Source organism: Pseudomonas sp. TH41 (assembly GCF_016650695.1).
Taxonomy (GTDB): Bacteria; Pseudomonadota; Gammaproteobacteria; order Pseudomonadales; family Pseudomonadaceae; genus Aquipseudomonas.
On the sequence record NZ_JAEKFH010000003.1, the window covers coordinates 1160586 to 1187568 of the forward strand.

A 26983-nucleotide genomic window follows, 5' to 3' on the forward strand; every position below is an offset into this window, starting at 1 on the left:
ACTCCTAACGCTTGTGGCCAGTGTCCAGCTTACGTTCCAAATGCATGGAGTAGCGGGACATACCAAAACAGAAAATCCAGAACACCAGGGCCGCGAACACATAACCTTCAGTGGCCATGCCCAACCATTTCGGGTCGGCGGCGGCTTGCTTGACGCTGTTGAGCAGGTCGAACAGGCCGATGATGATCACGAGGCTTGTGTCCTTGAACAGCGCAATGAAGGTGTTGACGATGCCCGGAATGACCAGCTTCAGGGCTTGCGGCAGAATCACCAGGCCCATGCTGCGCCAGTAACCGAGGCCCATCGCTGCAGCCGCTTCGTACTGACCTTTGGGAATCGCTTGCAGACCACCCCGCACCACCTCGGCCACATAAGCCGACTGGAACAGGATCACGCCGATCAGTGCCCGCAGCAGCTTGTCGAAGCTCATGCCCTCAGGCAGGAACAACGGCAGCATCACCGAAGACATGAACAGCACCGTGATCAACGGCACGCCGCGCCAGAATTCGATGAAGGTCACGCAGACCACCCGAATCGCCGGCATGTTCGAACGACGGCCCAGGGCCAGGACGATACCCAGCGGCAGAGCACCCGCAATACCAACGGTGGCGATCACCAGGGTCAGCATCAAGCCACCCCATTGGCTGGTCGCCACGGGGGTCAGTCCAAAAAGGTCGCCGTGCAACAGGAAGAAGGCAATGATCGGGTACAGCACCAGGAAACTCAGGCCATACACCGCTTTGTGGTGAAAGCGCGAGATGAACAACGGTGCGATGCCGATTATTGCCAGCCACACGGTCAGGTCCACCCGCCAGCGCAATTCCGGCGGATAGTAGCCGTACATGAACTGGCCAAAACGCTGCTGGATGAACACCCAGCACGCACCTTCCTTGGTGCAGTCGGCGCGGGTGGTGCCCACCCAGTTGGCGTCGAGGATCGCCCAATGCAGGATCGGCGGCACCACCAGGTAAATCAGATAGAACGCGAACAGGGTCAGCAGGGTGTTGAGCCAGCTGGAGAACATGTTCGCGCGCATCCATGCGATCACACCGATGCTGCGGTTCGGTGGTGGCATGTCAGGTTTGAAAGTATGAGTACTCATGCGCTTTTCCTTACCGCTCGATCAGCGCAATGCGCTTGTTGTACCAGTTCATCAGCAGGGAAATGCTGATACTGATCGCCAGGTACACGCTCATGGTGATGGCAATGACTTCGATCGCTTGCCCGGTCTGGTTCAGCACCGTACCGGCGAACAACGAAACCATTTCCGGATAACCGATACCGGCCGCCAGCGAGGAGTTTTTCGCCAGGTTCAAATACTGGCTGGTCAGCGGCGGAATGATCACGCGCAGGGCTTGCGGGATGATCACCTGGCGCAGGGTCGGACCGTTGCGCAAACCCAGGGAGTGCGCCGCTTCGGTCTGGCCATGGCTGACCGACTTGATGCCCGAACGCACGATCTCGGCGATAAACGCCGCGGTGTACACCGTCAGGGCCAGGGTCAACGCCAGCAGTTCCGGGATCAGCACCCAGCCACCGACGAAGTTGAAGCCCTGCAGCTTCGGCAGTTCCCAGTGCAGCGGCGCGCCGAAGATCAACGCGCACAGCGCCGGTATCACCAGGAACAGCGCCAGCCCCACCCAGAATTTGTGGAAGGGTACGCCGGTCGCTTCGAAGCGTTTGGTGGCCCAGCGGTTCATCAGCACGATGGCGACAATGGCCACGACCACACTGACCACAAACGGCCAGAAACCTTCTGCCACCAACGCGGCCGGCATGTTCAGGCCGCGGCTGCTGACGAAGAAGGTGTCGCCGAAGTTATGGCTGTTGCGTGGCCCCGGCATGGTGAGGAACACCGCGAAGTACCAGAACAGGATTTGCAGCAGCGGCGGAATATTGCGGAAGACTTCCACATAAACAGTCGCCAGCTTGCTGATGATCCAGTTCTTCGACAGCCGTGACACACCAACGATGAACCCGAGGATCGTCGCCAGGATCACGCCGATGAAGGTCACCAGCAGCGTGTTGAGCAGGCCGATGACAAACACCCGGGCATACGTGTCCGATTCGGTGTAGGAGATCAGGTGTTGAGCGATGCCGAAACCGGCGCTGCGCTCCAGAAAGCTGAAACCGGAGGTGATACCCCGGTGTTGAAGGTTGGTCTGCACGTTATCGAACAGGTACCAACCCATCGAGACCACCGCCACAAGGGTGATGATCTGAAATAGCCACGCACGCACTTTGGGATCGTTGAGGCTGAGCCTCTGCTTTGGTGCGCCGATTGAATTTTGCATGAAGTGCCCCGGATGTAATGGAACAGAACATCACCCGGTGGTTGGCCCACCGGGTGATAGAACCATCAGCGCACTGGTGGTGCGTATTGGATGCCGCCGTTGGTCCACAGGGCGTTCAAGCCACGGTCGATTTCCAGCGGGGTGCTCTTGCCGAGGTTTTTCTCGAACACTTCACCGTAGTTACCGACCTGGCTGACGATCTTGACGACCCAGTCCTTCGGCAGCTTCAGATCCTTGCCGTATTCACCGTCAGCACCCAGCAGACGGGCAACGTCGGGGTTCTTGGTCGACTTGGCTTGTTCAACCACGTTTTTGGAGGTCACGCCCGCTTCTTCAGCGTTGAGCATGGCGTAGCCAACCCAACGAACGATGGCCAGCCACTCGTCATCGCCGTTACGCACGACAGGACCCAGAGGTTCTTTGGAAATGGTTTCCGGCAGCACCACGTAGTCTTTCGGCGAAGCCAGCTTGCTGCGCTGTGCGTACAACTGGGACTTGTCGGAGGTCAGCACGTCGCAACGACCGGATTCCAGCGACTTGGCGCTTTCATCGGAGGTGTCGAAAGTGATCGGAGTGTATTTCAGGTTGTTGGCACGGAAGTAGTCGGACACGTTCAGCTCGGTGGTGGTACCGGCTTGAATACAGATGGTCGCGCCGTCCAGTTCCTTGGCACTTTTTACGCCCAGCTTGCTGTTGGCCAGGAAGCCTACGCCGTCATAGTAAGTAATGAAGCCTGGAAACTTCAGGCCCATGCCCGCGTCACGGGAACTGGTCATGGTGGAGTTACGCGACAGCATGTCGATTTCGCCGGACTGCAGAGCCGTGAAACGCTCCTTGGCATTCAACTGGCTGAATTTGACCTTGTTCGCGTCACCGAAGACTGCAGCAGCGACAGCGCGGCAGTAGTCAGCATCGATACCCACGATCTTGCCAGTGGAGTCCGGTACCGAGAAACCCGGCAGACCGTCGCTCACGCCGCACTGTACGAAACCTTTCTTCTGCACTGCATCCAGGGTTGCACCCGCCTGAGCGAACCCGCTGACACCGAGTACTGCGGCTGCAGTCACGATCGCCAGGGTGGATTTCAACATCTTCATTCAAACCTCCAGTTTTGCTCTTGTTGTGTCGGAGCTTGAGTCCAGTCGCACCCTTATGAGGCGTTGTTGACCCGTGTTGGCTTTTTTTGGGGTCAACCGACGTAGGACCTGCGCTATGAGTCTAGTAGGAGAAAATCCATTCATGGATAACTCACTTCTCACCAATCGGCCGAACGGGCTGTAGCCCTTTCACGTTCGCGAAGCCCGTAGCGGCCACTGGCGAACATCCATCACCGGATTCTTTGCTATCCCGCAACCAGCGGTACACTGATAGTGTTACCGCAAGGCGCGAGATGGGTTGCACCGTTTCCCCATAGCAAAGCCCGTACCAGACCGCTCGCTAAAGCGATTCAGCGACAGGTCAATAGCAAAACTTGTAGCCTTGCGACATCTTCTTAACTGATCAACCAGGCACGCACTCAGAACTCGCACTTAATGAGCGCGCGCGCACACCTTTGGAGCACCCATGACCGAGCCCTTGATTCTTCAACCCGTCAAGCCCGCAGACGCCTGCGTCATCTGGCTGCACGGCTTGGGCGCTGACCGTTTCGACTTCCTGCCGGTGGTCGAAGCCTTGCAGGAAACGCTGTTGACCACCCGCTTCGTTCTCCCTCAGGCACCGACACGCGCCGTGACCATCAACGGTGGCTACGAGATGCCGAGCTGGTACGACATATTGGCCATGACCCCGGCGCGCGCGATCAGTCGAGAGCAGCTGGAAGAGTCGGCCCAACGCGTCATTACTCTGATCGAAGAGCAGCGCGCCAGCGGAATAGACGCCTCGCGGATTTTCCTGGCCGGTTTTTCCCAGGGCGGCGCCGTGGTGTTGCACACCGCATTCCTCAAATGGCAGGGGGCCTTGGGTGGCGTACTTGCCCTCTCCACTTACGCACCGACCTTCAGCGATGAACTGGAGCTTTCGGCCAGCCAGCAGCGCATTCCCGTGCTGTGTTTGCACGGCCAGTACGATGACGTGGTTCAAAACGCCATGGGGCGGAGCGCTTATGAGCATTTAAAGCTGCGTGGTGTCACCGTGACATGGCAGGAATACCCAATGGGCCACGAAGTGTTACCCGAGGAGATTGTCGATATCGGCGCGTGGCTCGCCGAGCGCTTGCGCTAACGCTGTTGCTGAAAAGCACGCCCATTGATCATCCCACTACGCCGCGCCCGATTCTTGCATTACACTGGCCGGCGTATATTCCTTAACCAATTGATGAGATGACCGTGCTCAAAGCACTCAAGAAAATGTTCGGTAAAAGCGAGACTGAGCAGCTCGCGCCAGTTACCAGTGCTCCGTCTCACAATCCCGGCCACCGCACCGACGGTAATCAGTCTGGCCGGACCGCCACCGCCGCGGTACCGAAGCACGAGCCAGTGACCGCACCGGCCGTCCTGCCTGTTGAAGTCGCTGACGCCGAGCCACCGCGCAGCGAAGCCCCGAAACCGGCAAAACCGCGTCGCGAACCGAAGCCGAAAGCGCCGGTCATTCCCTGGAAACTCGAAGACTTCGCCGTCGAACCCCAGGAAGGCAAAACCCGTTTCCACGATTTCAAACTCGCCCCCGAACTGATGCATGCCATCCAGGACCTGGGCTTTCCGTATTGCACGCCTATCCAGGCACAGGTTCTTGGCTTCACCCTCGCGGGCAAAGACGCCATCGGTCGCGCCCAGACCGGCACCGGCAAAACTGCTGCCTTCCTGATTTCGATCATCACCCAGCTGCTGCAAACCCCGCCGCCGAAAGAGCGTTACATGGGTGAGCCGCGGGCGCTGATCATCGCGCCGACCCGTGAATTGGTGGTGCAAATTGCCAAGGACGCGGCCGACCTGACCAAGTACACCGGCCTCAACGTCATGACGTTTGTCGGCGGCATGGACTTCGACAAGCAGCTCAAGCACCTCGAAGCCCGTCATTGCGACATCCTCGTGGCCACGCCGGGCCGTCTGCTGGACTTCAACCAGCGCGGCGACGTGCACCTGGACATGGTCGAAGTCATGGTCCTGGATGAAGCCGACCGGATGCTCGACATGGGTTTCATCCCACAAGTGCGTCAGATCATTCGCCAGACCCCGCCGAAAAACGAACGTCAGACACTGCTGTTCTCCGCGACCTTCACTGAAGACGTGATGAACCTCGCCAAGCAGTGGACCACCGACCCGTCGATCGTTGAGATCGAGTCGCAGAACGTGGCCAGCGAAAACGTCGAGCAGCACATCTATGCGGTGGCCGGTGCCGACAAATACAAACTGCTCTACAACCTGGTCAACGACAACGGTTGGGAGCGGGTGATGGTATTCGCCAACCGCAAGGATGAAGTGCGGCGCATCGAAGAACGCCTGGTCCGTGATGGCGTCAACGCCGCGCAGCTGTCGGGTGACGTACCGCAGCACAAACGCATCAAGACCCTGGAAGGTTTCCGCGAAGGCAAGATTCGCGTGCTGGTGGCCACCGATGTCGCCGGTCGCGGCATCCACATCGACGGCATCAGCCACGTGATCAACTTCACCCTGCCGGAAGTCCCGGACGACTATGTACACCGTATCGGCCGTACCGGTCGTGCGGGCGCCGAGGGTGTGTCCATCAGTTTTGCCGGCGAAGACGACTCCTACCAGCTACCGTCCATCGAGGCGCTGCTGGGGCGCAAGATCAGCTGTGAAACGCCACCGACGCATCTGCTGCGGGCGGTTGAGCGCAAGCGCCCATAACACGGGACGCAGTAAAAGAGGCGCAGCCGGAAACGGACTGCGCTTTTTTTTTGTGCAGCCTTTGTAGGAGCGAGCTTGCTCGCGATGGTCGTTAACGATGACGCTTATTTTCTGAAACAACGCGGCGCACTTGGGATCATCGCGAGCAAGCTCGCTCCTACTGGTATTGCGTTAACGGCGAGAAGCAGCTTTTTTTTCGCTTGGATATTGCGAGCTAGAACTAAAAGTCCATAATGGACAAATTAGTTTACTTTCAGTGCCCGGAGCCGACCATGTCCAGTACGCCTTATGTGATCAACCAACTTCAGGCCCGCGAGCTGCTGGCACAGGTCGACGTGCCGCAGATCCTGCGCAAACTGTTCCGCGACCTCGCCGCCGGGCAAGCGGTGCAACCGGCGCAGCAACTGGTGGAGTTTCCACAGGGCGCCGGCGATTTCATCAACTATCTGGGGGTACTGGCAGAAGAAGGCGTCTACGGGGTCAAGACCTCGCCGTACATTGTGCGCGAGCAAAGTCCGCTGGTGACGGCGTGGACGTTGCTGATGTCGATGCAGACCGGTCAGCCGCTGCTGCTCTGTGATGCCGCAGAGCTGACCACCGCACGCACCGCCGCGACCACGGCCGTGGCGGTTGATGCCCTCGCCCCGTTGGAGGCCCGGCGCTTGGCGATCATCGGCAGTGGCAAGGTTGCCCAGGCGCACTTGCATTACGTCAAAGACCTGCGGGACTGGCAGACCATCAGCCTCTACTCGCCAGGCCTGGACGACCTGAGTCCAGAAGCACTGGCCCAGCTCAAAAGCCTCGATCCACGCCTGACCCTCGTCGACAACCGCGAAACGGGCATTCAGGACGCCGACGTGATCATGCTCTGCACCTCCTCCGCAGGCCCGGTGATCGAGCCGTCGAGCTTAAGCAAACCAGCGCTGATCACCTCCATCAGCACCAACGCGCCGCGTGCCCACGAAGTACCGCCGCAGAGCCTCAATGACATGCAGGTGTTCTGCGACTATCGTCTGACCACCCCGGGCTCGGCCGGTGAAATGCTGATTGCCGGCGAACACCATGGTTGGGACAAAAGCGCGATTGTCGGCGACCTGCCGGATCTGCTCAGCGAAAAAGTGCAGCGCCCCGACTACGACCGTCATGTGTTCTTCCGCTCGATCGGCCTCGGTCTTGAAGACATCGCGCTGGCCAATGCCATTTACCAACTTCAGCGCTAACACCACGAATCCCCTTGTAGGAGCGAGCTTGCTCGCGATGGTGTGTCAGTTGACATCGATGTAGCTGACCCACCATCGCGAGCAAGCTCGCTCCTACAGGAGGCACCGACACCATCGGCATTTGCGCCCCACAGGAGACGTTCATGAGCCAGGCAGATTTCATCATCATCGGCGGCGGGATAGCCGGCGCTTCCACCGGTTTCTGGCTGTCGCAACAGGCCCGCGTGATCGTGCTCGAACGCGAATCCCATCCGGCCTATCACTCGACCGGACGTTCCGCTGCGTTGTACACCGCCGCTTACGGGACTCCGCAGGTTCGGGCATTGACCCAGGCCAGCCGTGATTTCTTCGACACCCCGCCAACCGGTTTCTGCGAGCACCCACTGCTGACCCCGCGAGGCGAGATGACCGTGGACTTCACTGGCGATCCGGTCGAGTTGAACAATCAATACCTGAGCGCCAAATCCACCGTGCCGGAGATGCAACTGCTCAGCCCCGACGAGGCCTGTGCACGCCTGCCGATTCTGCGCCGGGAAAAAGTCCATGGCGCGATCTACGACCCGACGGCCAGTGATATCGACACCGATGCCCTGCACCAGGGTTACCTGCGCGGTATTCGCCGCAACAACGGCGAGGTCCATACCGACCGTGAAGTCCTGAGCCTGACCCGCGATGCCGAGGGTATGTGGCACGTAGAAACCAACGGCCAGACCTTTACCGCCCCGGTCATCATCAACGCGGCCGGCGCCTGGGCCGACAAGATCGGCGAACTGGCCGGCGCCAAACCGCTGGGCCTGCAACCGAAACGCCGGGCGGCGTTCATCTTCGCCGGCCCCGAGGGCGTGGACATCCACCATTGGCCGATGCTGGTCAGCCTCGACGAATCCTTCTACATGAAGCCCGACGCCGGGATGTTCCTTGGCTCGCCGGCCAACGCTGACCCGGTGGAACCGCACGACGTGCAGCCTGAAGAATTGGACATCGCCATGGGCATTTACCAGATCGAAGAAGCCACGACCCTGACCATCCGCCGTCCGACCCGAACCTGGGCCGGCCTGCGCAGTTTCGTCAGCGACGGTGACTTGTTGTCCGGTTTCGATCCACAAGTGCCGGGGTTGTTCTGGGTGGCGGCGCAAGGCGGCTACGGCATTCAAACGTCGCCGGCCATGGGCCAGGCCAGCGCTGCGCTGGTACGCGGTGAAACCCTGCCCGAACAACTGACGCGCTTCGGCCTGAACGCCGAGATGCTCTCGCCCACTCGACTGAGCTGATTGTCGTCCTCAGGTGACGTCTCGACACGATTACGGCACACTTCCAGCGCCCGCTTTTGATGGGGCGTTGATGCTGCCTGGAGCTCCACTTTATGAACGCCCAAGAACAAGATCCGGCCCTCGATGCCTCTCCGTTGGAGCGCTCGCCCCTGGACAACTATCGAGCGATCGCCGACGCCATCGCCACGTTGTTCTTTCCTCACGCCGAGGTGGTCCTGCACGATCTGCGCACACAGAAGGTCGACTACATCGCCAACAACCTGTCCAAACGGGAAATCGGTGACGATTCGTCGCTGGAGGACATGCTCAGTGACGATGTCAGCGAACGAAACATCGGGCCATACGAAAAACTCAATTGGGATGGTCAGAAGATTCGCAGCCTGAGTAGCGTGCTGCGCGACAGCGAAGGTCATCCGCAGGCGGTGCTGTGCATTAACCTGAATATTTCGTTGTTCGAAAACGCGAAAGCGGCGCTGGATCTGTTCCTGTCGCCGACCAAGTTGATTCCGCAACCGGACTCACTGTTTCGCGATGACTGGCAGGAGCGGATCAACACTTTCCTCCATGCCTGGCTGCGCGAACGCCAGCTGAGCCTGAACCTGCTGACCCGCGACCACAAACGCGAACTGGTGCTGGCACTGCATGCCGAAGGCGCTTTCAAAGGCAAAAGCGCCTCCAACTACGTCGCCAATGTGCTGAACATGGGACGGGCAACGGTGTACAAGCATTTGAAGGAATTGAAGGGCTAACACGCACTTGTGTAGGAGCGAGCTTGCTCGCGATGGTCGTCAACAATAACGCTGTAAGCCTGACACCCCGAGGTGTTTTCAGGTTTATCGCGAGCAAGCTCGCTCCTACAATTGATCGAGTGGTTACTCCAGCACCGCAGCCGGCCCGAAGAACTCGTAACGGCTTTGCTTCTCCGGAACACCCAGGGCTTTGAGGTGGCGCTTGATCGCCGCCATAAAACCTTTAGGCCCAAGGAAGTAAGCATCCAGATCGCGCTGCTGCGGCAACCACTCGCCGAGCTGCTCCTGACTCAACAAACCAACCTTGTGCGCTGCCGGGCTGACGCCGTCATCTTCGTCGTAGCAATAGAAGCGCTTGAGCTGCGGATGACGTTCGGCCAAACCATCGATCCAGTCGCGGAAGGCATGAACGCTGCCATTACGTGCGCAGTGGATAAAATGCACCGGCCGCTCGGTCGCCAGCGCCGCTTCAAGCATCGCCAGGGTCGGGGTGATGCCAACGCCGCCGCTGATCAACACCAGCGGTTTGTCGCTGGCGGTCAGGGTGAACTCGCCCGATGGCGGGAACAGCTCAATGGTCGAACCCACATGCAGTTGATCGTGCAAGTGGTTCGAGGCGCGGCCACCGGTTTCACGTTTGACGCTGATGCGATACTGCCCTTTGTTCGGCAAGGCCGACAACGAGTAGTTGCGACGAATCTCTTCGCCATCGAGGATCAGCTTCATGCCGATGTACTGCCCAGGCTCTGCGACCAGAATCGGGCCTTTATCAGCCGGTTCGAAGTAGAACGAGATGATTTCCGCGCTTTCTTCCACCTTGGCCGCCACGATGAATTCCCGTGCCCCGCGCCAGCCGCCCGGTGCCTGTTCTTTCTGGTCATAGATGCTGGTTTCGGCGCCGATCAGGATCTCGGCCAATTGACCGTAGGCCGCGCCCCAGGCGCTCATCACTTCAGGCGTGGCAATTTCGTCGCCCAACACTTCGGAGATCGCCCGCAGCAGGCAGGTGCCGACAATCGGGTAGTGTTCCGGGAGGATTTGCAGGGCAACGTGCTTGTTGATGATCTTGGCCACCAGGTCGCCCAACTGGTCGAGTTGGTCAATGTGCCGCGCATACATCAACACACCGTTGGCCAAGGCACGTGGCTGATCACCACTGACCTGATGGGCCTGGTTGAACAGCGGGCGAACTTCCGGGTACTCGGAGAGCATCATGCGGTAGAAGTAAGTGATCAACGCTTCGCCACCGCTTTCCAGCAACGGCACAGTGGATTTGACGATGGCACGGTCTTGAACGCTAAGCATTAGGCGACTCCTGGGTGACGTGGGTTGCTAACTGATGATCCTAGGCTTATCAGTTTCCATGCCAACATTTAAAACTTTATAAATCAATAGCTTAAAAACAAGATAGTCATATCGACAGCACCTGATTTATAGTCATACCGACTACATGGAGTCAGTATGACTGCAAAATCCTTACTCACCGCGCTGCTACCCCTGGTCTCCGACCTTTCCCGTGAACTCCCCGAAGGCGAGCGTTATCGACGCCTGCTCGAAGCCATGCGCGCCTTGCTCCCCTGCGATGCCGCCGCCCTGTTGCGCCTCGACGGCGAATGGCTGGTGCCCCTGGCCGTTGACGGGTTGAGCACCGACACCCTTGGCCGACGCTTCAAAGTCAGCGAGCACCCCCGCTTCGAAGCGTTGCTCAGCAGCCCCGGCCCGACCCGCTTCGCCGCCGACAGTACGTTGCCCGATCCTTACGACGGGCTGGTCGATGGCCTCGACGATCACCTGGAAGTCCACGACTGCATGGGTTGCCCGCTGTTCATCGACGAGCGTCCGTGGGGCCTGCTGACGCTCGATGCCCTCGATCCAGAGCGCTTCGAACCGATCGAACTCGACGCCCTGCAAGCCTTCGCCAGCCTCGCCGCCGCCACGGTCAACGCCGCCGAGCGCATCGAACGCCTGGCCAATCGCGTCGAGGACGAACACCAGCGCGCCGAGATTTACCGTCAAGCCGGCGGCCAGCAGAACCGCGAGATGATTGGCCAGAGCAAGACCCACAAGCGGCTGGTGGAAGAAATCAATCTGGTGGGCGGCAGCGATCTGACCGTGCTGATCACCGGGGAAACCGGGGTAGGCAAAGAATTGGTGGCCCAGGCGATTCACGCCGCATCGCCCCGAGCCGACAAGCCGATCATTAGCCTCAACTGCGCCGCACTGCCGGAAACCCTGGTGGAGAGCGAACTGTTCGGCCACGTGCGCGGCGCGTTCACCGGGGCAATGAATGACCGGCGCGGCAAGTTCGAACTGGCCAACGGCGGCACGCTGTTTCTCGATGAAGTCGGTGAGTTGTCGTTGACGGTGCAGGCCAAATTGCTCCGCGTGCTGCAAAGCGGTCAATTGCAGCGACTGGGTTCGGATAAAGAACATCAGGTCGACGTGCGACTGATCGCGGCGACCAACCGCGACCTGGCGGAGGAAGTACGCAGTGGTCGCTACCGCGCCGACTTCTATCATCGACTCAGTGTTTACCCGTTGCTGGTGCCGGCCCTGCGGGATCGCGGACGCGATGTGCTGCTGCTCAGCGGGTTCTTCCTGGAACAGAACCGCTCGCGCATGGGCCTCAACAGCCTGCGCCTGAACGCGGACGCCCAGGCGGCGTTGCTGGCCTACAGTTGGCCCGGCAACGTGCGGGAGCTGGAACACTTGATCGGCCGCAGTGCCTTGAAGGCCTTGGGTAACTGCAAGGAACGACCAAAAATCCTCAGCTTGAGCGCGGCCGACCTGGACCTGCCCCATGGCAGCGTCGAGGTCAGCGTCGAGCAACCGGCTGCGGCCGCCGTGGCAGGGGTGACGGGCGATTTGCGCGAAGCCACCGAAAACTATCAGCGCCAATTGATCAGTGCATGCCTGGAACGCCACCAGAACAACTGGGCAAGCGCCGCCCGCGAACTGGGTCTGGATCGGGCGAATCTCGGGCGAATGGCCAAGCGGCTGGGCATGAAATGAGCTATCAACCCCTAACATCCAAGGATGCCCGAATCATGAAAACTGTCTCCCTGACCTTCCTCTGCCTCACCGCCCTCGTCACCCAGGCCCACGCCTCCAGCCCTGAAGCCTGGGCCACCTACGACAAAGCGGTAATCGCCAGTTGCACCAAGGCCAGTGGCCTCAAAGATGCCAGGCCCGTCAGCAAGGCCGCGCAGTTCGATGATCGGGTCGGCTACACCGCGCTTCTGTTGCAAGGGCAATACCCGCAAAAACACATGAAAGGCCAACAAGGCACCGAGCTGTGCCTCTATAACAAAAAAAGCAAAACCGCCTACGTCACCGAATGGGACGCCATCCTCCCCGCCGCCAAGGCGCAGTGAGTGGCGCATAACTTGCTTCGAGAGCGACCCCTGCGGCGGCATTCTGTCGCTGTTTTTTATGCCCTCGGATGCGACTGACCGCTCAATGAATACGACGTTTTCCTGCGTAGGCTGCGGCAAATGCTGCAATGATCACCATGTGCCCCTGACCCTGTCCGAAGCCCGGACCTGGGCAGCCGATGGCGGTCAAGTGATCGTGCTGGTGGAAGCTTTCCTGAGCAACGGCCTGGGCCTGCCGTCGCAGCAACGCGAACACGCCGAACGCCGTTCAGCGCTGGTTCGTAGCGCCGACGCCGAGGCCAGCGTCGCGATCACCTTCGCGGCCTATAACGTCGGTGCCTGCCGTAATCTTGACGAAGACAATCGCTGTCGTATCTACGAACGCCGACCGTTGGTGTGCCGCATCTACCCGATGGAAATCAATCCGCACATCCCTCTGAACACCACCGTGAAGGAATGCCCGCCCGAGTCGTGGGAAAAAGGGCCGGACCTGATTGTCGGCGGTGAGTTGATGGACCGGGAATTGTCAGCGCTGATTCAGCGCTCCCGCCAGGCGGACCGCGATGACATTCAGATGAAGGACGCCATTTGCGCGTTGCTGGGAATCCGGACGACCGCGCTGAAGGGCGATGGATTTACCGCTTATCTGCCGGACATGAACGAGTTCGCCACGATCATCGACGAATTGACCGGCCAGGTATTGCCGCAGTGGGACAGCGAATGGCTGTTCCATGTGTCGGGTGAGGATATCGCCGGACAAGTGCTGGCGGCCGGCGCGCAAGTGGCGACGGATGAGCCGGCGAACTATTCGTTTATTTCGTTGCGGGCGGCTTGATCCGAAAGGATTGTCGCCTGTAATGGCCTCTTCGCGAGCAGGCTCGCTCCCACAGTGGATCTTGTGGGAGCGAGCCTGCTCGCGAAGACGGCAGACCCGGCATTCTAAATAGCCGATTCCTAACGCTTGCCCATCGAACGACGAGTGCCCGGAGGCGCTGCGCCAGGGGTCTTGGTGTGGCCGTTCTTGGCGCCATTCTTGTACCAGGGCTGGCTGGCACCCTTGGCGGCCTGCAGTTCACCTGGTTTGAACGGGAACTTGAACGCCGGGATCGCCGCGTTGATTTCGCTCTCGGTGCCGGTGTCGACGCCGTCTGGCAGCTCGTCGCTCAAGGCGTCCGCTACCGGCGGTTGTTTCGGGGAAGTCATGAAAGCTCCGGGTAATGCGCAAAGTGTCGGGCCCGGTCAGCGAGCCGCGAAAGGCGGCAGTATAACTGGATGGCGCTCAAAGCTCTCAACTGCCGTTGAACGGTAGGCAGGCGACTCGCACAAATCCCGGGAAGAATGTTAGCGTGCTCAGCATTCACCTCCGCCCGACGAGCCCCCACCCATGAAAAAGACCGTCCTCGCCTTCAGCCGCGTCACGCATGAAATGATTGAACGCCTGCAACAAGACTTCGACGTCATCGTGCCGAACCCGAAAAACGGCGACATCAGCGCCCAGTTCAACGAAGCCCTGCCCCACGCCCATGGTTTGATTGGTGTCGGCCGCAAGCTGGGTCGCGCCCAACTGGAAAACGCCGCGAAACTGGAAGTGGTGTCCAGCGTTTCGGTGGGTTACGACAACTATGACGTAGCCTATTTCAATGAGCGCGGGATCATGCTCACCAACACCCCCGATGTGCTGACCGAAAGCACTGCCGACCTGGCCTTCGCCCTGTTGATGAGCAGCGCCCGGCGCGTGGCTGAGCTGGACGCCTGGACCAAGGCCGGTCAATGGCAAGCCACTGTCGGCGCGCCGTTGTTCGGTTGCGATGTGCACGGCAAGACACTGGGCATCGTCGGCATGGGCAACATCGGCGCAGCCATTGCCCGTCGCGGTCGGTTCGGTTTCAACATGCCAATCCTGTACAGCGGCAACAGCCGCAAGACCGAGCTGGAACAAGAACTCGGCGCGCAGTTCCGCAGCCTCGATCAACTGCTGGCCGAAGCCGATTTCGTCTGCCTGGTGGTGCCGCTCAGCGAAAAGACCCGGCACCTGATCAGCCACCGCGAACTGGCACTGATGAAACCAAGCGCCATTCTGGTGAACATTGCCCGGGGCCCGGTGGTCGACGAACCGGCATTGATCGAAGCGCTGCAAAACAACCGGATTCGTGGCGCAGGGCTGGACGTCTACGAGAAAGAACCACTGGCCGAATCGCCGCTGTTCCAATTGAAAAATGCCGTGACCTTGCCGCACATCGGCTCGGCCACCCACGAAACCCGCGACGCCATGGCCAACCGGGCCTTGGCCAACTTGCGCAGCGCCTTGCTGGGTGAGCGGCCACAAGACCTGGTGAACCCGCAAGTCTGGAAAGGCTGACCCGCCAAATCAAAAGATCGCAGCCTGCGGCAGCTCCTACAGGGAAATGCATTCCTATGTAGGAGCTGCCGCAGGCTGCGATCTTTTGATCTTACCGGCCCCTCACGCCAGCTTCCCATTCCCCAGGCTCATCGGCACCTTGGGTTTGCGAAACACCAGCACGTTCCCCAGCATCACCATCACCAGACCCGCCAGCGCCGGCGCGGTCCACTGGTAACCTTCGACAAACGCCGACACGTTGAGCGCCACCACTGGGAACAACACGGTGCAGTAAGCCGCGCGCTCCGGGCCCATGCGCCCGACCAGCGTCAGGTACGCAGTGAACCCGATCACCGAACCCGGAATCACCAGGTACAGCAGCGAGCCGAGGTAGCGTGCATTCCACTCGATATCAAACGGAATGCCCTTGACCAGGCACCACACCGAGAGCATCGCCGCGCCATACGCCATGCCCCAGGCATTGGTCGTCAGCGGCTTGAGGCCGGCCTTCTGTTGCAGGCTCGAGAGCATGTTGCCCGCCGAGAAGCACAGGGTTCCGCACAGCGCCAGGCCCAGACCGAGCAAGGTTTGCGGGCTGGCAGCGTGGCCGGCCAACTCAGGCCAGAACAACAGGCCAAGCCCAAGCAAGCCCAGCGCGCCGCCCATCAACACGTTACGGGCGATTTTCTGGCCGAAGAACACCCGCGCATTGAGGGCGTTCCACAGCGTCGCGGTGGAAAACACCACGGCCACCAGACCGCTGGGGATCCACTGGCTGGCGGTGAGGAAGCACATGAAGTTGACGCAGAACAGGCACAGCCCCTGTGCCAGGCAGATCAGGTGTCCGCGGCGGTTCATCACTTGCAGGCGCCGGCTGAGCAGCAACATCACAAACAGCACCAGCGCGGCGAGGCCGAAGCGATAGACGATCGACACCGGAATGGCCACCACGCCCAATTGCCATTTGAGCGCAATCCAGGTGGTGCCCCAGATCAGCACGGTCAACAGGTACAAAGACAGGTTCATGGCAAAGACTCCTCAATAGGGGCCCAGTGTCCTGCGCCAGCGCCTGGCGCACTTGCATAAACTTGCGCTTTTGTCAGGCGGCGGGCTGGCAGGCGAACGCCTACGGAGTAGGATGCAAGGCGTTGGAGAGAACCGATCATGCCCGCACTGGAAACCTTGCAAGTCTTTCAAGCCCTCAACCGCTCGCCCAATGCTCGTCTCGAGCACAGCGCCGAGCTCGGTGACGGCATGGCTGCAGCCTTGTGGAGCAACCATCACGACGCCCAGGATTACGAAGCGCCGAGCCACCACACCCTCTCTTGCTACATCGCCGGCGGCACCGGCACCTTTCGACGCGACCAGCCCGGCACCAAGGGCGGTCCCGACAAGCTGTGCATCCTGCCGGCCGAGCATCAGTCTGGCTGGGTGATCAATGGCGACATTCGCCTGGCCCACCTGTATTTCAGCCCCGAACAATTCGCCCTCGGCTGCGTCACGCTGCTGGACCGCGAACCACGCGAACTGCAGTTGCGCGAAAGCACCTTTCTCGACGATCCACGGCAAGCCCGGCGCTTTCGGCAGATGATCACCCTCAATTGGGATGAACCGGGTGAACGCCTGCTCACCAGCAGCCTGGCCCACGAAATGCTCAGCCACGCGCTGCTCTGCCAGGTCGGGATGCGCGAAGGGTTGCGGCTCAAGGGCGGGCTGGCGGCGCATCAGCGACGGCAGTTGGTGGAGTACATCGACAGTCAGTTGGCCGAAGCCATCAGTCTTGGGCAACTGGCGGGATTGTGTGCGCTGTCGGAATATCACTTTGCGCGGATGTTCAGGGAAAGCTTCGGTTTGCCGCCGCATCAATATGTGTTGGCGCGGCGATTGAGCCGGGCGCGGGATTTGCTGCGTTCAACGTCACGGCCATTAGGAGAAATTGCATTGGCGTGCGGCTTTGCCAGTGCAAGTCATTTCACCAATCGGTTTCGCCAGGTGTTGGGTGGGACACCCGGGGAGTATCGGCAGGCGTTTTTGCGGTAAAGCAAGATCAAAAGATCGCAGGCTCCGCCAGCTCCTACACGGAATATGCGTTTCCCTGTAGGAGCTGCCGCAGGCTGCGATCTTTCAGCTCCCGCCTCAGAACTCCAACGTGCTGGACAACGTCACCTGCCGCGAATCGCCCATCGAGACAAAGAACCGGCTCGAGCCTGCGCCAGTTGCTACAAAAGAGCGGCGTTGTCGATGAGATCATTGAACGCACAAACCAAAACGGGCCTGCATAAGCAGGCCCGTCTTCAGTGGGAAGGTAAAAAGTAAATCAGGCTTCAGCCGTTTTGTGCAGCCTGTTCGTTCTCGAGAAACTCTTCTTCCAGCAATACATCAGCAGTGCGTCTCTCGAACGGCACCACAGCAGCTCGCGGTTTGCCCCGCAGTCTGCCAAACAGATGATCCAGTGCATGTTCGAGTTTTTCGGCTGCCCCGTCGATCGCCAGTTCCAGGGAGTCAGCTTTATGGGTGACAGAAATCGGTTGATGGCCTTTTGGCCGCGCTTCCAGTTGGCAGCGCAAATCGTGGGGACCCGGCTTGTCGCCGTTCTCGTCCCGCAGGTGAACCTCAACTCGGGTCAGGTCCTCTTCGTAACGTTCGAGCGTGCTCTCAATGGTAGTACGTACCCACTCCTCCAGTCGGATGCTGCTTTGAATATGGTTATCGCTGTTGACTTGGATTTGCATAGTTCATCCCTTATTTCAGCTAGCTCGCTAGAGGCCCTCCGGCTAGCCCTTGGGCGTCATCACCGTGACCTCTTACTTACACAATCGGTCTGTGCGAGGAACATTTCAACCCCTACAAAAAGATAAATTTCGATTCGCAAAAAAAGCCGGACAACGAACAAAAGCGCTGTTAAGGTCGGGAGTTGGGTCGCCACGCTTCTTTGTCATAATTACTCACATCTGCTGCTCCGCCAGTGGATGCAGGCTACGAAAAACACCCGCCTCTTCCACCAGCCAGTCATGCACCGCGCGCACGCCCGGATGGCTCAGCGCACCTGGCGCGTAGAGCAGCATGTAACGCTTGTGATTGGGCACCGCCAAACCAAAGGGCACGATCAACGCCCCCCGCTCCAGCTCATCGTTCAACAACGTTCGCCGTGCAATCGCCACGCCCATGCCGGCTATCGCCGCTTCGATGGTCAGGTGATTGCGATTGAACGTGTGCCCGCGCCGCACGTCGGCGCCCTCGAAGCCGATGGCATTGAGATAGAACTCCCATTCCGCATATTCATAGCTGCCGCGCCAGGCGGTGATGTCGTGCAACAACGGAAAGTGCACCAGGTCCGCCGGCCCATGCAGCGGTGGACGGCCACGCAACAGGCTCGGGGCGCAGACCGGGAAAATCTGCTCGTCGAGCAAGGCTGTGGATAACAATCCCGGATAACTGCCGTCGTTCAAGTCGATCGCCAGGTCGAAATCACCCTCGTGCAACGGCACGCTGCTGTCCTCGGCCACCAGCCGTAACTGAATGTCCGGGAAACGCTGCTGCAAACGCGGTAATCGCGGCGTCAGCCATTTGCTGAGGAAGGAGGGAATCGAGCGCACCCGCAATATGCCACTGATCATGCCTGCGTCCAGTCGTCGTAATTCCGCGTCGATACTGCCGTAAGCCTCATTGACCGTAATGGCCAGTCGCTGGCCTTCAGCGCTCAGTTCCACGCCGCGAGCGCGACGGTGGAACAAGCGAAAACCCAGCCGCTCTTCCAGCTGTCGGATTTGCTGACTGACCGCCCCCGGCGTGATGTGCAGTTCTTCCGCGCATCGGGTGAACGACAAGTGGCGCGCGGCACAGGAAAACACGTGCAGCCAGACGTACGTCTGGGCATGCAATTGACGACTCATCGTTTAGTCCTGCTAAAGGCTGTCTTAGAAAGTTTGGTTGGTCACCGTGGACCGAGAGGAGCAGTATCGCCGAAATTGCGCTGGTCCTACAAAACATGGCAGCGATTCCCCTTCCATTGCTTGTATAGGCTTTAGCATGGCTATCAGTGTTTTCGATCTTTTCAAAGTGGGTATCGGTCCGTCCAGTTCCCACACCGTCGGCCCGATGCGCGCCGCCGCGACCTTCGCCCAGGCGCTAACCGATCAGGGTTTGCTGGACGACGTCAGACGAGTAGAAATCCGCCTCTATGGTTCGCTTTCAGCCACCGGCGTCGGCCATGCCACCGACCGCGCCTGCGTCATGGGTTTGATGGGCGAGTGGCCGGACAGCATCGATCCGACCCGTATCGACGAACGCATCCAAACCTTGCGCGAAACCGGTGAATTGTCTCTGGCAGGCAAAGCGACTATCGCCTTCAACTGGCAACGCGATCTCCTGCTGCTCGACGAGAGTTTGCCCTACCACCCCAACGCCATGTCCCTGACAGCCTTTGGCGAAACGGGTGAATTGTCGGAGCAAACGTACTACTCGATCGGCGGTGGTTTTATCATCGAAGCGGCGGAAGCCGAATCCGGCATCGCGCCAACCAGCGACGTCGTGCTGCCGTACGATTTTTCCAGTGCCGCCGAATTGCTCAGGCTCTGCAACCAGCATGGTTTGCGGGTTTCCGAGTTAATGATGGCCAACGAATTGGCCTGGCGCAGCGAAGCGGAAATCCGTCAGGGTTTGCTGCACATCTGGTCGGTGATGCGTGAGTGCGTCGAGCAAGGCTTGCGCCACGAGGGCATTCTGCCGGGCGGTCTGAATGTTCCGCGCCGCGCCGCGAAATTGCACCGCAGCCTGTTGGAAATCGGCAAGCCCAATGTCATCACCTCCACGCTGTCGGCCATGGAGTGGGTGAACCTGTTCGCCCTCGCCGTGAACGAAGAAAACGCTGCCGGCGGACGCATGGTCACCGCGCCAACAAACGGTGCGGCGGGAATCATTCCAGCTGTGCTGCACTACTACATGAAATTCAACCCAGAGGCGTCAGACGATGACGTGGTCGCGTTCTTCCTGGGCGCGGCGGCCGTAGGCATTCTCTGCAAGAAAAACGCTTCGATCTCTGGTGCAGAAGTCGGCTGCCAAGGTGAAGTTGGCTCGGCCTGCGCGATGGCTGCTGCCGGGCTGGCGGATGTGCTGGGCGCATCCCCGGAACAACTGGAAAACGCGGCTGAAATCGGGCTGGAACACAACCTCGGCCTGACCTGCGACCCGGTCGGCGGCCTGGTTCAGGTGCCGTGTATCGAGCGCAACGCCATTGCTGCCGTGAAGGCGATCAACGCCACGCAAATGGCCCTGCGTGGAGATGGTAAACACTTCATTTCCCTGGACCGGGTAATCCGCACCATGCGCGATACCGGCGCTGACATGCACGACAAATACAAAGAGACGTCACGGGGTGGCCTGGCCGTGAGCTGGGTGGAGTGCTGATCGGCCGGCTTGCACCGTCTGCGATCATCGACGCATTCATGCCCTGAAACGGGCAGACAGGCCCAGTAATTCCAGCGGCTACACGCCTTGTAGCAGCTGGCGAAGCCTGCGTTCGGCTGCGCAGCAGTCGTAAACCTCAAGTACGAGATGGACCTGATGCACCGCATTGCCTGATTTCACGGCTGCTGCGCAGCCGAACGCAGGCTTCGCCAGCTGCTACAAGGCGTGCGCGCTCGTGGTCCGAAAATCTTTCCGGCATACCACTTGCTAATGCCTCTGTAGGAGCTGCCGCAGGCTGCGATCTTTTGCTCTTGATTCTTAGCGCCCTTGATGTCGCGGAAGATCAAAAGATCGCAGCCTGCGGCAGCTCCTACATGAAAATCGAAAACGCGAAAACGATGATGGCGATGTGGCCATGGAATGGCCGGTGGTCTGGTGTTGCGAACTAATCCTGATCACGGCCGTCAACTACTGCACGTTCAATCAAGCGGTGACGCATCATGGACAACCCCTTTCAGCTCATTACCGATGCCTTTGCAGCGGATTATCAGATCAACCTGAGCATTCAAGGTCTGGACGGCAGCATCATGCTGACCCTCTCCAACAGTGGCCATGTGGTTGCCAAACGGATGATCAGCGCCGAACAACGCAATGACCCCGTCCGCCTCAAACGGCTGGTGCAAAGCATTCAGTTCGGCATCGCCATCGAGCAGGGCCAAAGCGCCATGGCGATCCTCGAGGCCATGACCGACGGCGACAATCGCACCCTGCCGCCGCCACAAGTCAAAGGCCATTCCCGGCCGGCCATGAGGCTTTAAAGCTCGCCTTTTTCAACCTCGGGATGCTCGCCGGAACCCGCGCCGATCTTGCGCTGCGGGTGTTCGATCTTCACCGAGGGAAATTGCGACGAGGCATAGCGCACCACCAGGATCGAAAACGCCAGCAGCAGAATCCCGCCACACAAGTAGATGATCCCGATGTCTGGCGGATTGTGGTGCGAGACGTTGGAAATCAGCAGTCGTGTCAGCGCTGTGATCGCCACGTAGATCAAGAAGCGCACCGGCATGTGGTTGGTCTTGAAGTAAATCCCGACCATCGCGCCCAGTTCCAGGTAGATGAACAGCAGCAAGATGTCATCGATCTTGATGTGTCCAGCCTCGATCATCTGCAAAAATTCTATCACCGCCGCCCACGCAGTCACCGCACCAATGGCGAACAGCGCCATGTAGTGGAAGGTCTCGACGAACAGGTTGCCCAGAGACTCGGCCAGTTCATGCACGTTCTGCCGCAGATTTTCAGCCCAGTTTATTTTCACGATGATGCTTCCTTAGGTCGGCTCGACCGGATGATGCGGATTTGACGTGACGATTGTTCTGTATGCAGAAAAAAGGCCAGCGGCTGTGAATTGAGATGAGGGCTGGGTGACATGAGGCACGTCTGCGGTGTTCGGACGGACGCCTTCGCGGGCAAGCCCGCTCCCACAAGGACAGCTCCTATCCTGTGGGAGCGAGCCTGCTCGCGATTGGGGCGACACGGTTCACTGACAACCACTGATTTCGGTCTACATTAAAAAGCCACTACCCAAAGCGCAGGGATTCGCTTATCCTTTTCGCTGTATATAAATACAGTGGTCGAAACAGACAACTAATGTGAAGGCATGTGAGGTGGTGAATGGCCGTCGAAGTGGTATACCGCAGCAGCCGAGATCTGGAGCGCTTGTTCATGGATAAAGCCGAAGCTGACCGTCATGACAAAATGCTCGAACTGGCCGAACTGCTGGCCGAAGTGTTGCAAAAAGCCGTTCCGTCGCTGACCGAACAGCAAGTGGAAGAAGCCGGGATCTACATGGCGAAGAACCGCGATGTGTTCGCCAAGGCATTCAAGAGCCAGCCGGATGCTTTATCCGAACTGCTTAATGCGCCTGCTGAAGTCGCTGAAGAACCTGCTCCTGTAAAAGTGGATGTTCCTGTTGAAGTGCCAAGCGCTGAGCCGACCAAGCCAGCCAAAGCCGCCAAGACACCCAAGTAAGCAACACCCGAATTGAATAGGCCCTGAGTCATATGGCTCAGGGCCTTTTTCATGGCCGCAGAATACTAGGCCTCGGGTTGCTCCAATGCGTCCACTAACGCCTTGAAGAATCGCGCCGCCTCACCGCCCGTCACCACCCGGTGGTCGAAGGTCAGGGACAGCGGCAGGATCGAATGCACCACCACCGCGCCATCGACCGCCACCGGTTCGTCGCGAATCGCGCCGGCAGCGAGGATCGCCACTTGCGGCGGCACGACCACCGGGTTGGCGTAGCGTCCGAACAGCGTGCCGAAATTCGACAGGGTCAGGGTCGCGCCCATCATTTCCTTGGGCGGAATCGAGCGGGCCTGCACATCGGCCCGCAAGCGCATGACACCTTCCTTCAGGTCAGCCGCCGTGCGCTGGCCGACATCGCGCAGCACCGGCACAAACAAACCGTCCGGGGTGTCCACGGCGATGCCCAGGTCGAGCCGTTCGTGTTGTTTAAGCGTGAGGGTTTTGCCATCGAAAGCGCTGTTGAGCACCGGCTCTATGGCGCAAGCCGCCGCTATCGCCTTCGCCAGACGAATCAGCGGTTCCCGTGCCTGGCCCCAGCGATGCAGATCGGCGTCGCCGAAAATGGTCACCGGTACCACTTCGGCATGCGACCTGGCCATGTTCAACGCCATGCTGCGCCGCACACCGCGCAACCGCTCGCCACCGAAGCGCTCACGTTCGGCCTGGGAGGCGTTTTCCACATCGTTGCGAGTGATCAGGCCCTCGTGGCCGGAACCGGCCACCCCGCTCAATTCGACGCCGAGTTGCCGGGCCAATTGACGCACGGCCGGGGTGGCACGGTTCGCCAGGTGTTCGCGCGTCGAGGGTGCGGCGCCGATAAAGAACGAGTCCTCCTGATGATTGCCGCCACCTTCGAGACGCCCGACCACGGTGCCCGCGTCCGCTTCGCCTTCGTAACCGAGCAACGGTTCACCGACGTGAATGATGTCGCCCTCGCCGCCGTAGAGTTTCGCCACCACGCCATCGTAGGGCGCGGGGATTTCCACTAAGGCTTTGGCGGTTTCCACCGACACCAATAGCTGATCGGCCTTGACGGTATCGCCAGGCTTGACGTGCCAGCGGACGATTTCCGCTTCCTGCAAACCTTCGCCCAGATCCGGCAGTTTGAAATATTTCATGGCGGCCTCCGTGGGTTTCAGGCGTAGTTCAACGCACAATCGCAGGCCTGAAGAATGTCTTCGACGTTGGGCATGTACAGCGATTCCAGTCGATACAGCGGCGGTGGAATGTCCGGCGCCGTCACTCGCTGGATCGGCGCCTGCAACTCCAGCAACACCCGCTCATAGAGACTGGCGGCAATTTCCGCGCCGACGCCACACGCGCGTGGCGCTTCGTGGACGATCACGCAGCGACCGGTCTTGCGCACCGAGGCTTCCAGGGTGTCGAGGTCCAGCGGCTTGATGCTCGCGACGTCGATCACTTCTGCCGAGACGCCCCGCTCGGCCAACGCCGTGGCGGCTTGCAGGGTTTCCATCACACTGGCACCCCAGCTGATCAACGTGATGTCGCTGCCCTCGCGCAGGGTGAAACAGCTGTCCAGCGGCAGGCGTTTGCCGTCATCCACCAGCGGTTGCGGGTTCATTCGATAGAGTCGGGTCGGTTCAAGAAACACCACCGGGTCCGGGTCGTCGATGGCCGCCAGCAACAAGCCATAGGCCCGGGCCGGTGATGACGGAATCACCACCCGCAGCCCCGGAATGTGCGCGAACAGGGCTTCGGTGCTTTCGCTGTGATGCTCCGGCGCACGAATGCCCGCGCCCATCGGTGTGCGCATGACCATCGGGCACGTGATCCGCCCGCGCGTACGATTACGCATCCGGCTGGCGTGGGACACCAGGTGTTCCATGGCGGCGTAGATGAAGCCCATGAACTGGATTTCCACCACCGGTTTCAGGCCTTGGGCAGCCATGCCGACCACCAGTCCGCCGAGCATGGTTTCGGCCAGCGGCGAGTCGATGACCCGCTTGAAGCCGAAGCTGTCGCGCAGCCCTTGGGTGGCGCGGAACACACCGCCATTCACGCCGACGTCTTCGCCGAGGACGATCACGTTTTCGTCTTCGCTCATGGCCCGATGCAACGCAAGGTTCACCGCCTCCAGCAACGTGACTTTGCCGTTACTCATGGCCCGAACCTCCCGCCCGGCGCGCGGCCCGCTCAAGTAACCATTCGCGTTGTTCGGCCAGGGCTGCAGGCCACTTCGCGTAAACGTAATCGATCACCGACTCGGCCGCTTGAGTACCCGCCGCCTCGAAGTTATCCACAGCACGCTGCACCAACCCTTGGCATTCGCTGATCAGCGCCTGTTCGCGGACTTCGTTCCACACGCCCTGCCCGACCATGAAGCGTTGCAGACGCTTGACCGGTTCTTCGAGCCAGGCCTGCTTGACCTCGTCCGCCGGCCGATAGCGCGTGGCATCGTCGGCGGTGGTGTGATCGCCGAGGCGATAGCTCAGGCACTCCAGCAACACAGGGCCTTTGCCGTGGCGGGCCCGTTCCAGTGCTGCTTGCACTCGGTCGTATACCGCGAGCATGTCGTTGCCGTCGACCTGTTCGCCATGAAACCCGGCGCCGATCGCTTTCTGCGCCAACGTCGGGGCGGCGCACTGAATTCGCCGGGGCACCGAGATTGCCCATTGGTTGTTGTTGACCACAAACACCACCGGCAACTGCCAGGCACCCGCGACGTTAAGGGCTTCAAGGAAGTCGCCTTTGCTGGTGGCGCCGTCGCCGCACGTGGTGACGGCGACCCGATGCTCGCCACGGATCTTGAACGCGCTGGCGATGCCACAGGCATGCAGGGCCTGGGTGGCAATCGGTACACAGATCGGAAAGTCCTCGGCCACCGCCGGTTCGGCAAAGTCACTGCCGCGCTCGTCGCCGCCCCAATACAGAAGGATTTCTTCCATACGCACACCGCGCATCAACTGCACGGCGGTGTCGCGGTAATACGGCACCAATACGTCCTCGGCGTGCATCACGCTGCCGATGGCAACGCCGATAGCTTCCTGGCCCAACGTCGGCGCGTAGGTGCCGATGCGCCCGGTGCGTTGCAGGGCGACGGCTTTCTGATCGAAGAGGCGAGTCAAGACCATTTGCCGATAAAGGCGTGCCAACAGATTAAAGTCGTCGGCCCAGAGGGGGAGATCGTCGAGTAATTGGCCTTCGGGGGATAAAAATCGGGTGTAAGGCAGCTCAACCTTGTGAGGCATCACAGGGCTCCTGGCACGCGGGGTCTGCGTGCGTTGGTCAAGCCCGACGCTTATGGCGCCAGGCCTTGGGAGCAAGCTGGCCGGATAAGGCCCTCACTCCTTCATCGGTACAGCACTTTCTCCGCCAACTCGTCCGCGACCCGGGCCGGGGAGCGTTTTTCCGCCTGGGCATGGGCAAAGACTTCGGTCAGCCGTGAGCTGATTTTCGACAGGTGCGCGGTGATGGTCGTGAGCGCTTCGCCGCGGTGTTTGAGCGACACATAGATCAGCCCGCCGGAATTGATCACGTAATCCGGCGCATACAGAATGCCGCGGCGCTCCAGTTGATCGGCGACGTCCAGATGAGTCAGTTGATTGTTCGCCGAACCGGCCACGGCCGAACAGCGCAGTTGCGTGACGCTGTGGCTGTTGAGCACACCGCCCAGACCGCAAGGCGCGAGAATGTCACACGGGGTGCTCAGCAATGCTTCGTTGGCAATCGGATGCGCGCCGAGCTGTTCCATGGCCAGTTGCACCTTGCCGTGGTCGATGTCGCTGACCAGCAGTTCGGCTCCCGCCGCGTGCAGTTGCTCGGCCAGGGCATAACCGACGTTGCCCAACCCTTGAATCGCCACTCGCAAGCCTTCGAGATTGTCGCTGCCCAGGCGGGCCATGGCGGTGGCACGGATGCCGGTGAACACCCCCATCGCCGCGTGAGGCGCAGGGTCGCCCGCCGAGGTGGTGCTGGTGACGTGTTGAGTCTGTTGGGCGATGCAATCCATGTCCGCCACCGAGGTGCCGCTGTCGATCGCGGTGATATAACGGCCGTCGAGCTGATTGATGCAGCGGCCGAAGGCTTCGAATAGCGCCGCGCGGTTTTCCACATGGACCGGACGAACAATCACCGCAACGCCACCGCCCTGTGCCAAGCCGGCCAATGCCGCCTTGTAACTCATGCCTTGGGCAAGGCGCACGGCATCCTCGATGGCAGACTCGTCGCTGGGATAGGCAAGGTAACGACACCCGCCCAGGGCAGGCCCCAGACGGCTGTTATGAATGGCAATGACCGCCTTCAACCCGGTAACCGAGTCGACGCTCAGATGCAGCGATTCAAGGCGAGTGCTTTGCATGAGAGCGAACATCGTAAGGCTCCCGAATCACTTCTTGTAGTCGCCAGTATAGGCTTGCGCCCAAAAATTGCAGAAGCGCACCGGAATAAGCAACGCCGCGATGCTGGCTTTTGGAAATAACC

Annotated in this window: 25 protein-coding genes and 1 pseudogene; 13 read left to right on the forward strand and 13 right to left on the reverse strand. The window is 60.1% G+C overall.

Features of this window, described 5'->3' with window-relative positions:
• Positions 1-4 precede the first annotated feature (4 nt).
• The 3 genes from JFU37_RS08050 to JFU37_RS08060 form a co-directional block, all read right to left on the reverse strand.
• The gene (locus JFU37_RS08050) at positions 5-1102 is read right to left on the reverse strand and encodes an amino acid ABC transporter permease (RefSeq protein ID WP_201114799.1); all 1098 of its coding nucleotides are present in this window, start codon (positions 1100-1102) and stop codon (positions 5-7) included.
• A gap of 10 nt (positions 1103-1112) precedes the next feature.
• The gene (locus tag JFU37_RS08055) at positions 1113-2294 is read right to left on the reverse strand and encodes an amino acid ABC transporter permease (protein ID WP_201114800.1); all 1182 of its coding nucleotides are present in this window, start codon (positions 2292-2294) and stop codon (positions 1113-1115) included.
• A gap of 65 nt (positions 2295-2359) precedes the next feature.
• A complete protein-coding gene (locus tag JFU37_RS08060; RefSeq protein ID WP_201114801.1) occupies positions 2360-3391 on the reverse strand; it encodes an amino acid ABC transporter substrate-binding protein in 1032 nt (343 codons plus the stop codon).
• 466 nt (positions 3392-3857) lie between these two features.
• Between JFU37_RS08060 and JFU37_RS08065 the strand changes: the two genes are divergently transcribed.
• From JFU37_RS08065 to JFU37_RS08085, 5 genes are all read left to right on the forward strand, one after another.
• A complete protein-coding gene (locus tag JFU37_RS08065) occupies positions 3858-4514 on the forward strand; it encodes an alpha/beta hydrolase (protein ID WP_201114802.1) in 657 nt (218 codons plus the stop codon).
• Between the two features lie 98 nt (positions 4515-4612).
• The gene (gene rhlB, locus JFU37_RS08070; RefSeq protein WP_201114803.1) at positions 4613-6100 is read left to right on the forward strand and encodes an ATP-dependent RNA helicase RhlB; all 1488 of its coding nucleotides are present in this window, start codon (positions 4613-4615) and stop codon (positions 6098-6100) included.
• A gap of 272 nt (positions 6101-6372) precedes the next feature.
• Complete coding sequence (locus JFU37_RS08075; RefSeq protein WP_201114804.1) at positions 6373-7320, forward strand: ornithine cyclodeaminase family protein; 948 nt, start codon at positions 6373-6375, stop codon at positions 7318-7320.
• A gap of 143 nt (positions 7321-7463) precedes the next feature.
• Positions 7464-8591, forward strand: coding sequence for an NAD(P)/FAD-dependent oxidoreductase (locus JFU37_RS08080; RefSeq protein WP_201114805.1), 1128 nt, complete (start codon positions 7464-7466; stop codon positions 8589-8591).
• A gap of 92 nt (positions 8592-8683) precedes the next feature.
• Positions 8684-9340, forward strand: coding sequence for a helix-turn-helix transcriptional regulator (locus JFU37_RS08085; RefSeq protein WP_201114806.1), 657 nt, complete (start codon positions 8684-8686; stop codon positions 9338-9340).
• Between the two features lie 123 nt (positions 9341-9463).
• Here JFU37_RS08085 and hmpA read toward each other — a convergent pair whose 3' ends face one another.
• Positions 9464-10645, reverse strand: a complete 1182-nt coding sequence (hmpA, locus tag JFU37_RS08090; protein WP_201114807.1) for an NO-inducible flavohemoprotein — start codon at positions 10643-10645, stop codon at positions 9464-9466.
• Positions 10646-10801: 156 nt separating this feature from the next.
• Between hmpA and norR the strand changes: the two genes are divergently transcribed.
• The 3 genes from norR (at position 10802) to JFU37_RS08105 (ending at position 13549) form a co-directional block, all read left to right on the forward strand.
• Positions 10802-12352 carry a nitric oxide reductase transcriptional regulator NorR gene (gene norR, locus JFU37_RS08095; RefSeq protein WP_201114808.1) on the forward strand — a complete coding sequence of 517 codons (1551 nt, stop codon included), beginning with the start codon at positions 10802-10804 and terminating at the stop codon, positions 12350-12352.
• Between the two features lie 35 nt (positions 12353-12387).
• Positions 12388-12714, forward strand: coding sequence for a hypothetical protein (locus tag JFU37_RS08100; protein ID WP_201114809.1), 327 nt, complete (start codon positions 12388-12390; stop codon positions 12712-12714).
• An 85-nt stretch (positions 12715-12799) separates the two neighbouring features.
• Positions 12800-13549 carry a YkgJ family cysteine cluster protein gene (locus JFU37_RS08105; protein WP_201114810.1) on the forward strand — a complete coding sequence of 250 codons (750 nt, stop codon included), beginning with the start codon at positions 12800-12802 and terminating at the stop codon, positions 13547-13549.
• Positions 13550-13668: 119 nt separating this feature from the next.
• On the opposite strand, the gene JFU37_RS08110 is transcribed toward JFU37_RS08105, so the two are convergent.
• Positions 13669-13917, reverse strand: a complete 249-nt coding sequence (locus JFU37_RS08110; protein ID WP_201114811.1) for a hypothetical protein — start codon at positions 13915-13917, stop codon at positions 13669-13671.
• Between the two features lie 181 nt (positions 13918-14098).
• On the opposite strand from JFU37_RS08110, the gene JFU37_RS08115 reads away from it, so the two are divergent.
• On the forward strand, positions 14099-15073 hold the full coding sequence (locus tag JFU37_RS08115) for a 2-hydroxyacid dehydrogenase (RefSeq protein WP_201114812.1): 975 nt from the start codon (positions 14099-14101) through the stop codon (positions 15071-15073).
• A 102-nt stretch (positions 15074-15175) separates the two neighbouring features.
• On the opposite strand, the gene JFU37_RS08120 is transcribed toward JFU37_RS08115, so the two are convergent.
• The gene (locus JFU37_RS08120) at positions 15176-16078 is read right to left on the reverse strand and encodes a DMT family transporter (protein ID WP_201114813.1); all 903 of its coding nucleotides are present in this window, start codon (positions 16076-16078) and stop codon (positions 15176-15178) included.
• Positions 16079-16216: 138 nt separating this feature from the next.
• On the opposite strand from JFU37_RS08120, the gene JFU37_RS08125 reads away from it, so the two are divergent.
• Complete coding sequence (locus JFU37_RS08125) at positions 16217-17092, forward strand: helix-turn-helix domain-containing protein (protein ID WP_201114814.1); 876 nt, start codon at positions 16217-16219, stop codon at positions 17090-17092.
• 284 nt (positions 17093-17376) lie between these two features.
• Here the strand turns inward: JFU37_RS08125 and JFU37_RS08130 are convergent, their stop codons facing one another.
• Entirely contained in the window at positions 17377-17784 is a 408-nt protein-coding gene (locus JFU37_RS08130; RefSeq protein ID WP_201114815.1) for an HPF/RaiA family ribosome-associated protein, read from the reverse strand.
• Positions 17785-17997: 213 nt separating this feature from the next.
• The gene (locus JFU37_RS08135) at positions 17998-18945 is read right to left on the reverse strand and encodes a LysR substrate-binding domain-containing protein (protein WP_201114816.1); all 948 of its coding nucleotides are present in this window, start codon (positions 18943-18945) and stop codon (positions 17998-18000) included.
• A gap of 136 nt (positions 18946-19081) precedes the next feature.
• Between JFU37_RS08135 and JFU37_RS08140 the strand changes: the two genes are divergently transcribed.
• Both JFU37_RS08140 and JFU37_RS08145 read left to right on the forward strand, forming a co-directional pair.
• Complete coding sequence (locus JFU37_RS08140; protein ID WP_201114817.1) at positions 19082-20458, forward strand: L-serine ammonia-lyase; 1377 nt, start codon at positions 19082-19084, stop codon at positions 20456-20458.
• A 500-nt stretch (positions 20459-20958) separates the two neighbouring features.
• Positions 20959-21276 carry a DUF3509 domain-containing protein gene (locus tag JFU37_RS08145; RefSeq protein ID WP_201114818.1) on the forward strand — a complete coding sequence of 106 codons (318 nt, stop codon included), beginning with the start codon at positions 20959-20961 and terminating at the stop codon, positions 21274-21276.
• Here the strand turns inward: JFU37_RS08145 and JFU37_RS08150 are convergent.
• The gene (locus JFU37_RS08150; protein WP_201114819.1) at positions 21273-21773 is read right to left on the reverse strand and encodes a phosphate-starvation-inducible PsiE family protein; all 501 of its coding nucleotides are present in this window, start codon (positions 21771-21773) and stop codon (positions 21273-21275) included. The genes JFU37_RS08145 and JFU37_RS08150 overlap by 4 nt on opposite strands.
• A gap of 356 nt (positions 21774-22129) precedes the next feature.
• Here JFU37_RS08150 and JFU37_RS08155 point away from each other — a divergent pair.
• Positions 22130-22384, forward strand: a pseudogene (locus JFU37_RS08155) (YebG family protein); the annotation flags it as partial.
• A gap of 167 nt (positions 22385-22551) precedes the next feature.
• Here the strand turns inward: JFU37_RS08155 and JFU37_RS08160 are convergent.
• From JFU37_RS08160 to JFU37_RS08175, 4 genes are all read right to left on the reverse strand, one after another.
• Complete coding sequence (locus tag JFU37_RS08160) at positions 22552-23661, reverse strand: dihydrolipoamide acetyltransferase family protein (protein ID WP_201114821.1); 1110 nt, start codon at positions 23659-23661, stop codon at positions 22552-22554.
• A gap of 17 nt (positions 23662-23678) precedes the next feature.
• Positions 23679-24665, reverse strand: a complete 987-nt coding sequence (locus JFU37_RS08165; protein WP_201114822.1) for an alpha-ketoacid dehydrogenase subunit beta — start codon at positions 24663-24665, stop codon at positions 23679-23681.
• On the reverse strand, positions 24658-25752 hold the full coding sequence (gene pdhA, locus JFU37_RS08170) for a pyruvate dehydrogenase (acetyl-transferring) E1 component subunit alpha (protein WP_207201401.1): 1095 nt from the start codon (positions 25750-25752) through the stop codon (positions 24658-24660). The genes JFU37_RS08165 and pdhA overlap by 8 nt, the downstream gene beginning before the upstream one ends.
• Before the next feature lie 101 nt (positions 25753-25853).
• Positions 25854-26873, reverse strand: a complete 1020-nt coding sequence (locus JFU37_RS08175) for a Glu/Leu/Phe/Val dehydrogenase family protein (RefSeq protein ID WP_201114824.1) — start codon at positions 26871-26873, stop codon at positions 25854-25856.
• Positions 26874-26983 lie beyond the last annotated feature (110 nt).

Excerpts from the sequence above, each read along its gene's own strand:
- JFU37_RS08050 (WP_201114799.1), bottom strand. The coding sequence starts at position 1,102 with ATGAGTACTCATACTTTCAAACCTGACATGCCACCACCGAACCGCAGC.
- JFU37_RS08055 (WP_201114800.1), bottom strand. The coding sequence starts at position 2,294 with ATGCAAAATTCAATCGGCGCACCAAAGCAGAGGCTCAGCCTCAACGAT.
- JFU37_RS08060 (WP_201114801.1), bottom strand. The coding sequence starts at position 3,391 with ATGAAGATGTTGAAATCCACCCTGGCGATCGTGACTGCAGCCGCAGTA.
- JFU37_RS08065 (WP_201114802.1), top strand. The coding sequence starts at position 3,858 with ATGACCGAGCCCTTGATTCTTCAACCCGTCAAGCCCGCAGACGCCTGC.
- rhlB (WP_201114803.1), top strand. The coding sequence starts at position 4,613 with ATGACCGTGCTCAAAGCACTCAAGAAAATGTTCGGTAAAAGCGAGACT.
- JFU37_RS08075 (WP_201114804.1), top strand. The coding sequence starts at position 6,373 with ATGTCCAGTACGCCTTATGTGATCAACCAACTTCAGGCCCGCGAGCTG.
- JFU37_RS08080 (WP_201114805.1), top strand. The coding sequence starts at position 7,464 with ATGAGCCAGGCAGATTTCATCATCATCGGCGGCGGGATAGCCGGCGCT.
- JFU37_RS08085 (WP_201114806.1), top strand. The coding sequence starts at position 8,684 with ATGAACGCCCAAGAACAAGATCCGGCCCTCGATGCCTCTCCGTTGGAG.
- hmpA (WP_201114807.1), bottom strand. The coding sequence starts at position 10,645 with ATGCTTAGCGTTCAAGACCGTGCCATCGTCAAATCCACTGTGCCGTTG.
- norR (WP_201114808.1), top strand. The coding sequence starts at position 10,802 with ATGACTGCAAAATCCTTACTCACCGCGCTGCTACCCCTGGTCTCCGAC.
- JFU37_RS08100 (WP_201114809.1), top strand. The coding sequence starts at position 12,388 with ATGAAAACTGTCTCCCTGACCTTCCTCTGCCTCACCGCCCTCGTCACC.
- JFU37_RS08105 (WP_201114810.1), top strand. The coding sequence starts at position 12,800 with ATGAATACGACGTTTTCCTGCGTAGGCTGCGGCAAATGCTGCAATGAT.
- JFU37_RS08110 (WP_201114811.1), bottom strand. The coding sequence starts at position 13,917 with ATGACTTCCCCGAAACAACCGCCGGTAGCGGACGCCTTGAGCGACGAG.
- JFU37_RS08115 (WP_201114812.1), top strand. The coding sequence starts at position 14,099 with ATGAAAAAGACCGTCCTCGCCTTCAGCCGCGTCACGCATGAAATGATT.
- JFU37_RS08120 (WP_201114813.1), bottom strand. The coding sequence starts at position 16,078 with ATGAACCTGTCTTTGTACCTGTTGACCGTGCTGATCTGGGGCACCACC.
- JFU37_RS08125 (WP_201114814.1), top strand. The coding sequence starts at position 16,217 with ATGCCCGCACTGGAAACCTTGCAAGTCTTTCAAGCCCTCAACCGCTCG.
- JFU37_RS08130 (WP_201114815.1), bottom strand. The coding sequence starts at position 17,784 with ATGCAAATCCAAGTCAACAGCGATAACCATATTCAAAGCAGCATCCGA.
- JFU37_RS08135 (WP_201114816.1), bottom strand. The coding sequence starts at position 18,945 with ATGAGTCGTCAATTGCATGCCCAGACGTACGTCTGGCTGCACGTGTTT.
- JFU37_RS08140 (WP_201114817.1), top strand. The coding sequence starts at position 19,082 with ATGGCTATCAGTGTTTTCGATCTTTTCAAAGTGGGTATCGGTCCGTCC.
- JFU37_RS08145 (WP_201114818.1), top strand. The coding sequence starts at position 20,959 with ATGGACAACCCCTTTCAGCTCATTACCGATGCCTTTGCAGCGGATTAT.
- JFU37_RS08160 (WP_201114821.1), bottom strand. The coding sequence starts at position 23,661 with ATGAAATATTTCAAACTGCCGGATCTGGGCGAAGGTTTGCAGGAAGCG.
- JFU37_RS08165 (WP_201114822.1), bottom strand. The coding sequence starts at position 24,665 with ATGAGTAACGGCAAAGTCACGTTGCTGGAGGCGGTGAACCTTGCGTTG.
- pdhA (WP_207201401.1), bottom strand. The coding sequence starts at position 25,752 with ATGCCTCACAAGGTTGAGCTGCCTTACACCCGATTTTTATCCCCCGAA.
- JFU37_RS08175 (WP_201114824.1), bottom strand. The coding sequence starts at position 26,873 with ATGTTCGCTCTCATGCAAAGCACTCGCCTTGAATCGCTGCATCTGAGC.